Below are 10,474 nucleotides of genomic sequence, written 5' to 3'. Positions count from 1 at the left end.
GGTCGTCCTGGCGGTTCCCTACTCCGCCGTTCTTGACGTGGTGAGGCAGTACGGCGAAGAGCTGGCAGGCAAGGTTCTAGTCGACATCACCAATCCGGTCGCCTCCGACCACACGAGCTTCGTGACCCCCGGCGACAGTTTCGGCGCGCAGGAGATCGCCAAGGCTGCCCCTGCCGATGCGAAAGTCGTCAAGGCGTTCAACACCCAGTTCTCCCACGTCCTGGCTGCCGGTCCCGCCGAGGGCCACCCATTGGACGTGTTCATCGCCGGGGACGACGCGCAGGCGAAGGCACGCGTCTCGGCGTTCGTCGAGAGCCTCGGACTGCGCCCTATGGATACCGGGCCGCTGCCCATGGCGAGGACGCTGGAGCACGCCTGCCTGCTGTCGCTGGGCCTCCTCATCCACTCCGTCAAGCACACCAACTTCTCAATCGGCGTCAGCCTTCTCGGCTGAGTGCACCGGTACCACCGCTTCCCGCATCACATTACTCATAAGGAACACTAACATGCACGTCTTCGTCACTGGCGGGACCGGCCATATCGGTTCGTACATCATCCCCGAGCTCATCGCCGCCGGCCACGAGGTAACCGGCTTAGCCAGGTCGGACAAGTCCGCGGCGGCGGTGTCCGCGCTCGGCGCCAAGGTGCGTCGCGGGGATATCTCCGACCTCGATGGGCTCAAGGCGGCGGCAGCGGAGTCCGACGGCGTCATCCACGTCGCGCATAGGCAGGACCTGCTTCCCTCCGGCGGGCTTGACGCCGTGGCCGCTGCGGAGTTCCAGATCATGCTCGCGTACGGCGAGGCACTAGCTGGAACCGGAAAGCCGCTGGTCGTGTCGGCGAGCCTTGGCTCGCCCGGGTGGGAAAACCTGGGCCGGCCAGCCACCGAGGAGGACCCGGCCCTTCCCGGCGGCGATGCGTACAAGGGGACCCTGCGGGTTCGCAACGTCGTGGAACTCACCGTAGTCGGCCTCGCGGAGCGGGGCGTGCGGTCTTCGGTCGTGCGGATTCCTCCCATCGCGCACAGCACGACCGATGCCGGCTTCCTCCCGCTGCTGATTGGGCTCGCGAAGGAGAAGGGCGCCATCGGCTACCCCGGAGACGGCGCGAACCTGTGGCCGGCCGTGCACAGCCGCGACCTCGCCTCCTTGTTCCGCATGGCGCTGGAGAAGGGCCCGGCTGGCAAAAATTGGCACGGCATTGAGGGCGAGGGCATCCGGTTCCGCAAGATCGCCGAGGCGATTGGCAGCCGTCTGGACCTACCGGCCGTGAGCATTCCCGTGGACGTACTGATGCTGCCGGGATACTTTGGATTCCTCGCGAATTTGGTCACGCTGGACCTCCCGGCGTCCAACCTCATCACCCGCCAGACCCTCGGCTGGGAGCCTGCTCAGCCCGGCCTGCTCAAGGACCTCGACAACGGCCACTACTTCCCTGCCCTCTGAGTTGAGCTGAGGCAGGAAGCCGAGTCGCAACGAGCCCGGCGGACAGCAATGTCGCAACGCCGTGATTCATCCGTGCAAAGACTCTGTCGACCCGGGGATGGCATGAGGGATGACCCACTCGGCTCGGCACACACGGAACATCTACCGGGGGATGCCCCGTTTAGAAAGTACGAGCACCACTTAACTCACCAGGAGACTGCACATGAGTACTATCAGCATCATCGGCACAGGTGGCATGGCCACGGCGATCGGCGGCCGCATCGCCAAGGCTGGACACACCGTCGAGGTGGTCAGCCGCGACCCCGCTAAGGCGCAAGCGCTGGCCGACAAGCTCGCAGCCGGAGCGACCACAGGGACGTACGGCGCCGCGCCGGCGGGCGACATCGTCATCCTCGCCGTGCCTTACACTAATGCGGCGACGGTGTTGGCCGAGTACAGGGATGCGCTCGACGGCAAGGTGATCATCGACATCACCAATCCGATCTCCCCCGACGCCACGGGCCTCGTCACACCCCACGGCAGTTCTGGCGCGCAGGAGATCGCCAAGGCCGCCCCCGCCGGCGCGCATGTCGTGAAGGCGTTCAACACCCTCTTCGGCCCTGTACTTGCTCGGCGTGGACGCCTCGACGCGTTCATCGCCGCTGACGATCCGAAGGCCAAGGCGCGCGTCTCAACCTTCCTCGAGAGTCTCGGGCTGCGTCCGTTCGATGTCGGCGCCCTGCACATGGCCTCGACGCTCGAGTCGCTCGGCCTGATGCTCATCGGCCTAGCCAAAAACGGCGCCGGCACCTTCGACATCGCCTTGAACGTCGATGTCGGCTGAATCACCGACACCACGTCCTCACCGGCAGGTCCACAACACCACTGGGAACAACACGTCTCTCACGTCGTTCTCATCAACCCATTCCAGTGGAGTCGTCTGTCGACGGCGGCTTTTCGGCCATATGAAATCGCGCCGAAAAGTGTGGGACCTACACGCTGCGGCTCGGCCTGGAAATCCTGCGGCAGGTCAAGGGAGTAGAGACCGTCCGACTTCTGATCGGAAGAATTCGACCTGCCGCCCTCCCACGAATGCGGAGGGTCGTCCGACCCAGCGGTTCTTCAGCATCCTGCTAAAGCAAACTGTCGCGCTCGGCGAGAATGCTCACCATTTCTGCCATGTTCTCGGTTCCCCAGGTGCACAGCGGGACAATCTTGTCGGCCAGACTGCGGCCGAGCGGGGTAAGCGCGTAGTCCACGCGCGGTGGCACCTCCTTGTAGTCGGTCCGCGCCAGCACGTGATCGGCCTCCAGTTCCTTCAATTGCTGGATCAGCACCTTGGCGCTGACGCCATGGACGTTGCGCTTGAGCTCGCCGTAGCGCTTCGGGCCGTCGAGCAGGAAGTACAGGATCAGCGGCTTCCACTTGCCCGAGATGATGCTAAGCGTGGCGGCGAGCCCGTAGGAGTAGTGGCCACCGCAATTTTGAGAACAGTCAGTCATTTTTCATGGTTACCAAAAGGTGCATACTTGTCCTTAGGTTATCAGAACTGCATACTGCCCTCAAGCAAGCAGTTCCCTGCTTCCGTACTACTCCAAGGAAGGATGCACGACATGACCAGACTGAATGGAAAGACCGCAGTGATCACCGGTGGCGCTACCGGCATTGGCCGCGCCGCAGCAAAGCGCTTCATCAAGGAGGGTGCCTTCGTCTTCATCTTCGGCCGCCGGCAGGAAACGATCGACGCCGCTGTGGCCGAGCTCGGGCCCAATGCCCGCGCGGTAAAGGGCTCGGTCTCGAATGAGGCCGATCTAGACCGACTCTACGCAGCGGTGAAGGCCGAGCGCGGAACCCTCGACATCGTCTTCGCCAATGCCGGGGCGGGAAGCCAGGCTGCGCTCGGCAAGATCACCGCCGAGCACATTGACGAACACTTCGACACCAATGTGAAGGGTACGATCTTCACGGTCCAGAAGGCGCTGCCGCTGATGGGCCAGGGCGGCTCGATAATCCTGACTGGATCGAGCGCCGGCACCACGGGCGCCCCGGCAATGAGCGCCTACAGTGCGAGCAAGGCGGCAGTGCGCAACCTCGCGCGGACCTGGGCGGAGGACTTGAAGGGCACCGGCATCCGGGTGAACGTGCTGTCGCCCGGGGCGACAGCGACCGAACTCGCGAAGGAAGCGCTAGGCGAGGAGGGCCAGAAGGTTTTCGCCTCGATGACTCCGCTCCAGCGCATGGCCGATCCGGCGGAGATCGGAGCGGTGGCCGCCTTTCTCGCGTCGTCGGACAGCAGCTTCATGACAGCCAGCGAGGTCGCCGTTGACGGCGGCCTAGCGCAACTCTGACGCGCTACGCCCGGCCGGGCGCTCCATTCGATATTCGGAGCCCGTAGGGCGTGGTAAACCTAAGGAGAACATATGAGCTGTGCAATTATTGGCTTCGGCAAGATCGGCCAGGCTCTTGCTAAGGCGTTTGCCCGAAGCGGCATCGAAGTATCCGTTGCAACCACTCGCGACCCGGAAAGCTTTGCATCCGCTGCGGCCGCGATCGGACCCGAGATCATTCCCAAAAAACTAGCGGATGCCGTCAGGGCGGACATCGTCTTTTTGGCTGTCCGTTACGAGTCGCACCGGGATGTCGCGAAGGCGCTGCCCACTTGGACGGGCAAGACCATCATCGATGTGACCAATGCCTACGGCGTGTCCCCTGAGGAACTGGGAGGACAGCCTTCTTCCAAGGTCGTCGCGCAGGCCTTCACTGGTGCAAGACTGGTTAGGGGCTTCAACCATTTGGGCGCTGCCGTCCTTGACCAGGATCCGGCCGTACATGGTGGCAGGAGAGTCGTGTTTCTAGCGAGCGACGATGACGGCGCCGCAGCGGAGATTGGAGCGCTTGCGGAAAATCTCGGTTTCTCGCCGATCAAACTTGGCGGGCTTTCCGAAGGTGGACTGCTTGTGCAGGCGCGCGGAAATAGCTGGGGTCAACTGATCTTTAAGGACTTGGTCAAGTTCGACTGATGAATCGTGATCGCAAATTTTGCTGTGATCCTGCCTCGCGGACCCTCTTGGACAAACGGCAGCCACAGTTTGATTGAAGCGAGGGCGACGCCGGCAGTAAACCGCGCTCCGATATCTGGCGTGCGCTCGCTTATGGGTCTGCTTGACGCCTTCCAGCTCGGGGAGGCGTTGCGCTTGCCGTTCCTGCACGCGACCACTGGGAGCAACACATCTTTCACGTCGTTCTCATCAACCCATTCCAGTGGAGTTGTTGTCGACGGCGGTTTTTCGGCCATATTCCGATGTAACAGAAATGGAGAGATTTCGATGAGCACGCAAGAGAATGTCCAGATTGTGAAGGATTTTTTTGCAGCAATGGGCCGCGGCGATAAGCAAGGTCTGCTGGCGATTTCTGCCGAAGACATTGAGTGGATCATTCCGGGCGAGTGGGCGCTGGCCGGTACGCACTGCAGACACGCGGGATTGGCGGATTTGCTTCAGAAGGCTTCCGAAATGGTGGAAACGTCATACCCAGACCCCCCCGAATTCGTCGCCCAGGGCGACCGGGTTCTGGTCGTCGGCTTCGCCACGGGCAGAGTCAAAGCCACGAATAGGACGTTCAAGGACGATTGGGTCTTCGCCATTACGGTTCGAAATGGCAAAGTGACGAACATCCGGGAGTACATCGACACGCTTACACTGGCGCGGGCCTCCGAACTTTAAAGCTGAAGCTAGCGATGAATCTAACAACAATAGTCAATCAGTCGGGTCGAACTGAGTTTGTGGAAGTCGCAGGCAGTTGCGTTAGTGCGGGTACTTACCTCATTGAGACGCGAACCCGTCGAGCTTCACGCGCTGTATCCGACACGCCGCAGCACGTCAGGAAAGGTCCGCGCTTTCATTGATGCCTTTATTGGTCACCTTGATATGATCAAGCTAACGTCCTCGCGCGACCAGCGACTGTCGTCCGCCAGGCGAGCGCCAAGGCATCGATAGCGGCAATTGACCCGACGAACAAAATCATGGACTGAACGTCGCTTGGCTGCGTGCAGCGGACCTTCGAATGTCCGACTCCTTCGCCGGTCGACTGACCGGAACTGGCCGATCACTGCCTCATGCGATCAGCATATGTCGCGCAGCAAGCCAGCCAGAGTTTTGGGAAACATACTCTAAACGAATCTCGTCGCCGGACCTCGGGTGCGTCCTAAGCGCGCGGGCAGGAGGCCGCGAATAGCATTGAGGGGCTTGGGCATCATGCCCATCCACGAATGGACGGACACTGGGACGCTATTGTTGAAGCAGTGCTGACAGACAACGGTCACGCAAGATTCCGTTGGGCATGCGTTCATCTGCCGCGATCAGGCAGGGACCCCTGGGTTTGCATTGTCAAAAATAATGCTCCGTTCATGAGCAAACGCGAGGGTGCCCTCATGTGGCTGATGGAATTCGAAACCGGGCGGATATGGCGACAGAACTGAAAACAGATTCATGGCACTGCTACATGCTGTATCGCAAAGAAGACTACGCGCGTAGCGTCTTTCCAAGTCCCGAAGAAACGCAAGCCATCTTAGCGGGCAAGAAATACACTTTGGGAGCGGACTCCTACCTATGGGCCAAGGACGCAGCATTGGTCAAACAGGTGCGCGAGTTTCTTGGCAACAATTTCCACTGGCATGATCGCCTTGCAAAGAGCGGCCCTGATTCGGATGTTGTGCAAGCACTGATGGAGATGGTGCGCGGTGGTAGCGTCGTAGTTATTCCTGAAAAACCGAGGCACACCGGCGGCGCTACAGGAACATCAAAGAACGCCGAACCGTCTTTTCGGGTGTTTCGGGCCGTGATGCGCCGAAGTACGTGTCGATCAAAGAACGATACCGGACACAGCTCGAAAGGATGAACGCCAATCCAGTATCGTGGTCGGAAATCCAGTCGATGAACGACAGCATGAACACCCAGTTCATGCACGCCGCAATTCTCGCCGTGCCAGCACTCTCGTTACCCGTATTTGCTCGGGCAGGCTGGATCAGCAAGTACGGTCTGCCTGACGTGACCGGGGTTGGTTTTGACAGTGTTGATACCGTCGAAGGCGACGATAATTTTGGCGGCGTGGCAACACCGCTCGAAGGCGTGCCATTTGAATACGGGTCCGAAACCGCCTCGTCAACGGAAGTCAGTCAGCTCGCATGGTTGCCCCGAACGGGAGGCCTCGCTGGTACGTGGGTTGAGAATCCGTCTGGAAGCAAACAGATGCGGCTCTATGACGGAATTGGAAACGCAGCAGTCGATTTCGACTTCGATCATGATCACGGATTCGGTGCACCGCATGCCCACAACTGGGACGGCAACATCCGTGATAAAGGCAACGCCTTTTCCCTTACTGACACGCGGCAATCATGGATGACCTCAAGGCATTTACGTTTTTTCACGACTGGTATATCGACATCCTCGCTGTCACGGATGACGGGGATAGCTTGACGCTGGGACTTAAATTGGACGAGCGACGCGCTACCGTGACGTTTGCCGGGACAACCCGATGTGTTATCGAGCACTACGGGCTTCTTAATATCGTCTACGACATAAAATTATTGGAACCCGGTACGCCGGGCTACGAGAAAGCCTTGAGAACGCTAAACCAATCTGATCGCTTCTCTGACAAACAGCCGAAGCATCTCGCACTAGTCGCCGCAACCGTAGGTGCAGAAATGATTATTGAGTTCGGATCCCTGCGAATCGAATCGACGTAATCACGCTTAGTAAGCAACCGCACTCCGCTAGCTAGCGCCTTCGATGCCATGCGTTCGTATACGGGCAAACCCGACGATTTACCGCAGGGCACATCAAGTCTTGGATGTCGAGTCATCCCAAACTGTAGGAAACCTGCGCGTGCTGCGATCCCAGCTTCCCCTTGCAATCAGCGGTTAACCACCCCCGCCGCGATCCCATCCCGCAACAGGACTAGGGTATACCGGATTTGATATCGGTATCGCTAAAAAACTGATTGGAAAGGAATCGCCTGCTTCCTTAAGATTCACTCGAACATTAAAACCTCGAGACACCGCTGCTTCGATGAAACGCGCATCGCACGTCCCCACGCTATTCAAGCATTACCTCAACGGCGGCCGGGCGACGAGCGCAACCGTGGCCTTTCCGTCAATCCATCTCGCCCGAGAAACGCGATCCGTCCAGTGCGCAGCCACGTGCACGGCGTCGCTGAACCCTGCGCGGCACATCGAGCGCAATAACGTGAGCGCCGCGATGACAGAGAACTTCCGACGACGGCCGCAAAGCCGCATCCGCCGATACAACGCCTATGCAGCGGGCTAACGATTAACCAGCAGGACCGCAAGAAGGGGCGAACGGGCTGCAAGCCTGCGCTCCGCTGCAGAACACTTAAGCCATGCAGCCTTTATTTCACCAGGAGACTCCACCATGAATCGCAAGCTTCGCCGTTTGACCTTGTCCGCTATCGCCGCTGCTACGCTCGGCATTCCGTTCGCCTCGCAGATGTCGGCTCACGCCGACGAGCCGCTGAAAGTCGGTTTTCTCGTCAAGATGCCGGAGCAGGCGTGGTTCATCAACGAACAGAAAGCGGCGACGGCGCTCGGGCAGAAGGAAAAGTTCTCGGTGGTGAACATCGGCACGCCGGATGGAGAGAAGGTGCTGTCCGCTATCGACAATCTCGGCGCACAAGGCGCGCAAGGGTTCGTGATCTGCGCGCCCGACGTGCGCCTCGGACCGGCAATTCAGGCGCGCGCAAAACGCTACAACATGAAGTTCGTGACGGTGGATGACCAGCTTGTCGATTCGACGGGCAAGCCGTTGCCGAACGTGCCCCACCTTGGCATGTCCGCGTTCAAGATCGGCAATCAGGTAGGCACCGCTATCTCCGATGAAATGAAAAAGCGCGGCTGGAAGCCTGAGGAAGTAGGCGCGCTGCGCATTACGGATTACGAGCTGCCCACGGCGAAGCAACGCACGGACGGCGCGACGGAGACGCTGCTGGCGAACGGCTTCAAGAAGGAAAACATCTTCGATGCCCCGCAAAAAACTACCGATGACGAAGGCGGTTTCAACGCGGCGTCGCCTGTGTTGTCGCAGCATCCGAACATCAAGAAGTGGGTGATCTACGCGATCAACGAAGAGACCGTGCTTGGCGCCGTGCGTGCCACTGAACAACTGCATATTGCGTCGGCGGATGTGATCGGCGTAGGCATCAATGGCGCTGGCGAAGCGTTTGCCGAGTTCCAGAAGAAGGAGCAAACCGGCTTCTACGGCACCATCGCGGTGAGTTCGACGAACCACGGCAAGGACAGCACGCAGAACCTTGTCGACTGGATCAAGAACGGCAAGCAGCCGCCGGCCGACACGCAGACCACCGGCAAGCTGATGGTCCGCAGCAACTGGCAGGATGTGCGCAAGGAACTGGGTATCTGAGCGTTTGCGACGGGCGTCGTTGATCCTCAAAAAAACGACGCCTCGATTTACCTTTCAACGAGGAACGCCCAATGATGGATACCGCAGTGGCCACGGCCGCGCCTTATCTTTTGCTCGACAACATCACGGTGCGTTTTCCCGGCGTGCTTGCACTCGATTCGGTGTCTCTTGGTGTGCGCACCGGTGAAGTCCACGGGCTGATGGGCGAGAACGGCGCGGGCAAATCGACTTTGCTGAAGGTGCTCTCGGGTGTCAATTCCACGAGCGGCGGCAGCTTGTTGCTGGCCGGCGTAGAACAGCAGTTCACGACGACCAAAGCGGCGATTGAAGCAGGCATCGCGATCATCTATCAGGAGTTGCATCTCGTGCCGGAGTTGACGGTGGCCGAGAACCTGTTGCTCGGCGCGATGCCAAGCCGCTTTGGCGTGCTGGATGAAAAAGCGCTGGTGAAGCGCGCGATCAGCGAGCTGGATCGCCTGGGCGAAAAAATCGATCCGAACATGCAGGTCAAGCATCTTTCGATCGGGCAGCGCCAGATGATCGAGATCGGCAAGGCGTTGATGCGCAATGCACGCGTGATTGCCTTCGATGAACCCACGAGTTCGCTGTCCTCCCGCGAGACGGAGCAATTGTTCAAGATCATCCGCGCGCTTAAGGAGGAAGGGCGCGCGATCATCTATGTGACGCATCGGATGGACGAGGTGTATGCGCTCTGTGACCGCGTGACGGTGTTTCGCGATGGCCGGCGCATCGAGACCTTCGAGGAAGTGGATGGACTCGAGCGCGACCGCCTGATCAGTTGCATGGTCGGACGTTCGATCCACGACGTGTACGGATACCGCACGCGCGATATAGGCGATGTGCAACTCGATGTGCAAGGGCTGATGGGACCGGGTTTGTCGGAGCCGGCTTCGTTCAGCGTGCGCAAGGGCGAGATAGTCGGATTCTTCGGGCTCGTTGGCGCCGGTCGTTCCGAGTTGATGAAGCTGATCTACGGCGCGGTGAAACCGGTCTCGGGTCAGATCGTGCTCAAGGGTTCGAGGCGCAAGTTCAGGTCGCCGCGCGATGCCGTGCGCGCAGGCGTAGCGCTGTGCCCGGAGGATCGCAAGCAAGAGGGTATTGTCGCGATTGCTTCGGTGTCCGATAACCTCAATATGAGTTGCCGACGCCATTTCAGTCCGTTCAACGTACTGAACAGCCGCAAGGAAGCCGCCACCACGACCGACTACATCACAAAGCTAGCTATCAAGACACGCAGCGGCAACACACCTATAGGCACGCTTTCAGGCGGCAATCAGCAGAAGGTCATTCTTTCGCGCTGGCTGGCGGAAGACATCGATGTGTTCCTGATGGACGAGCCTACACGCGGTATCGATGTCGGCGCCCGCAGCGAGATCTACGGGCTGCTGTATGGACTCGCGGAAGCCGGGCGAACAGTCATCGTGGTGTCGAGCGATCTTGCCGAAGTGATCGGCGTGGCGGATCGTGTGATGGTGATGCGCGAAGGGAAGATTGTCGGCAACTTGCCCAAGGCGCAGGTTACACCGGATCAACTGATCAAGCTCGCTCTGCCGAGCTGATACTACTAGTCGCGCGGGTCAACGCGCTGAGAATGAA

11 protein-coding genes are annotated in these 10,474 nt (G+C 59.8%); 10 read left to right on the top strand and 1 reads right to left on the bottom strand.

Going from position 1 to position 10,474, the window contains the following annotated elements; all coding sequences use genetic code 11:
• From EOS_RS20770 to EOS_RS20760, 3 genes are all read left to right on the top strand, one after another.
• A partial coding sequence (locus tag EOS_RS20770; protein WP_047848575.1) for an NADPH-dependent F420 reductase occupies window positions 1-454 on the top strand: 454 nt, incomplete at its 5' end.
• Between the two features lie 52 nt (window positions 455-506).
• On the top strand, window positions 507-1,445 hold the full coding sequence (locus tag EOS_RS20765; protein WP_047848574.1) for an SDR family oxidoreductase: 939 nt from the start codon (window positions 507-509) through the stop codon (window positions 1,443-1,445).
• A 202-nt stretch (window positions 1,446-1,647) separates the two neighbouring features.
• Window positions 1,648-2,268 carry an NADPH-dependent F420 reductase gene (locus EOS_RS20760; protein ID WP_047848573.1) on the top strand — a complete coding sequence of 207 codons (621 nt, stop codon included), beginning with the start codon at window positions 1,648-1,650 and terminating at the stop codon, window positions 2,266-2,268.
• Window positions 2,269-2,557: 289 nt separating this feature from the next.
• On the opposite strand, the gene EOS_RS20755 is transcribed toward EOS_RS20760, so the two are convergent.
• Window positions 2,558-2,926 (bottom strand): winged helix-turn-helix transcriptional regulator, encoded by a 369-nt coding sequence (locus EOS_RS20755; RefSeq protein WP_047848572.1) that lies wholly within the window; start codon window positions 2,924-2,926, stop codon window positions 2,558-2,560.
• 111 nt (window positions 2,927-3,037) lie between these two features.
• On the opposite strand from EOS_RS20755, the gene EOS_RS20750 reads away from it, so the two are divergent.
• The 7 genes from EOS_RS20750 to araG all read left to right on the top strand — a co-directional run bounded on the left by EOS_RS20750 (window position 3,038) and on the right by araG (window position 10,437).
• Window positions 3,038-3,772: an SDR family NAD(P)-dependent oxidoreductase gene (locus EOS_RS20750; protein ID WP_047848581.1), complete on the top strand. Its 735-nt coding sequence runs from the start codon at window positions 3,038-3,040 to the stop codon at window positions 3,770-3,772.
• Between the two features lie 72 nt (window positions 3,773-3,844).
• Window positions 3,845-4,444 (top strand): NADPH-dependent F420 reductase, encoded by a 600-nt coding sequence (locus EOS_RS20745; protein WP_047848571.1) that lies wholly within the window; start codon window positions 3,845-3,847, stop codon window positions 4,442-4,444.
• 306 nt (window positions 4,445-4,750) lie between these two features.
• Window positions 4,751-5,146 (top strand): nuclear transport factor 2 family protein, encoded by a 396-nt coding sequence (locus tag EOS_RS20740; protein WP_047848570.1) that lies wholly within the window; start codon window positions 4,751-4,753, stop codon window positions 5,144-5,146.
• Between the two features lie 739 nt (window positions 5,147-5,885).
• Window positions 5,886-6,320: a hypothetical protein gene (locus EOS_RS44685; RefSeq protein WP_075645378.1), complete on the top strand. Its 435-nt coding sequence runs from the start codon at window positions 5,886-5,888 to the stop codon at window positions 6,318-6,320.
• 35 nt (window positions 6,321-6,355) lie between these two features.
• The gene (locus EOS_RS44680) at window positions 6,356-6,898 is read left to right on the top strand and encodes a hypothetical protein (protein WP_152693154.1); all 543 of its coding nucleotides are present in this window, start codon (window positions 6,356-6,358) and stop codon (window positions 6,896-6,898) included.
• Window positions 6,899-7,852: 954 nt separating this feature from the next.
• The gene (locus EOS_RS20725) at window positions 7,853-8,857 is read left to right on the top strand and encodes an arabinose ABC transporter substrate-binding protein (protein ID WP_047848567.1); all 1,005 of its coding nucleotides are present in this window, start codon (window positions 7,853-7,855) and stop codon (window positions 8,855-8,857) included.
• A gap of 71 nt (window positions 8,858-8,928) precedes the next feature.
• Complete coding sequence (gene araG / locus EOS_RS20720) at window positions 8,929-10,437, top strand: L-arabinose ABC transporter ATP-binding protein AraG (protein ID WP_087881980.1); 1,509 nt, start codon at window positions 8,929-8,931, stop codon at window positions 10,435-10,437.
• Window positions 10,438-10,474: the final 37 nt, after the last annotated feature.

The sequence above is a fragment of the Caballeronia mineralivorans PML1(12) genome, from assembly GCF_001028175.1.
Lineage (GTDB): Bacteria > Pseudomonadota > Gammaproteobacteria > Burkholderiales > Burkholderiaceae > Caballeronia > Caballeronia mineralivorans.
This window is presented reverse-complemented; position numbering and strand designations above follow the sequence as displayed.

Coding starts and splice junctions, on each gene's coding strand:
- EOS_RS20740 (WP_047848570.1), top strand. CDS start 4,751: ATGAGCACGCAAGAGAATGTCCAGATTGTGAAGGATTTTTTTGCAGCA.
- EOS_RS20755 (WP_047848572.1), bottom strand. CDS start 2,926: ATGACTGACTGTTCTCAAAATTGCGGTGGCCACTACTCCTACGGGCTC.
- EOS_RS44680 (WP_152693154.1), top strand. CDS start 6,356: ATGAACGACAGCATGAACACCCAGTTCATGCACGCCGCAATTCTCGCC.
- EOS_RS20760 (WP_047848573.1), top strand. CDS start 1,648: ATGAGTACTATCAGCATCATCGGCACAGGTGGCATGGCCACGGCGATC.
- EOS_RS44685 (WP_075645378.1), top strand. CDS start 5,886: ATGGCGACAGAACTGAAAACAGATTCATGGCACTGCTACATGCTGTAT.
- EOS_RS20765 (WP_047848574.1), top strand. CDS start 507: ATGCACGTCTTCGTCACTGGCGGGACCGGCCATATCGGTTCGTACATC.
- araG (WP_087881980.1), top strand. CDS start 8,929: ATGATGGATACCGCAGTGGCCACGGCCGCGCCTTATCTTTTGCTCGAC.
- EOS_RS20725 (WP_047848567.1), top strand. CDS start 7,853: ATGAATCGCAAGCTTCGCCGTTTGACCTTGTCCGCTATCGCCGCTGCT.
- EOS_RS20750 (WP_047848581.1), top strand. CDS start 3,038: ATGACCAGACTGAATGGAAAGACCGCAGTGATCACCGGTGGCGCTACC.
- EOS_RS20745 (WP_047848571.1), top strand. CDS start 3,845: ATGAGCTGTGCAATTATTGGCTTCGGCAAGATCGGCCAGGCTCTTGCT.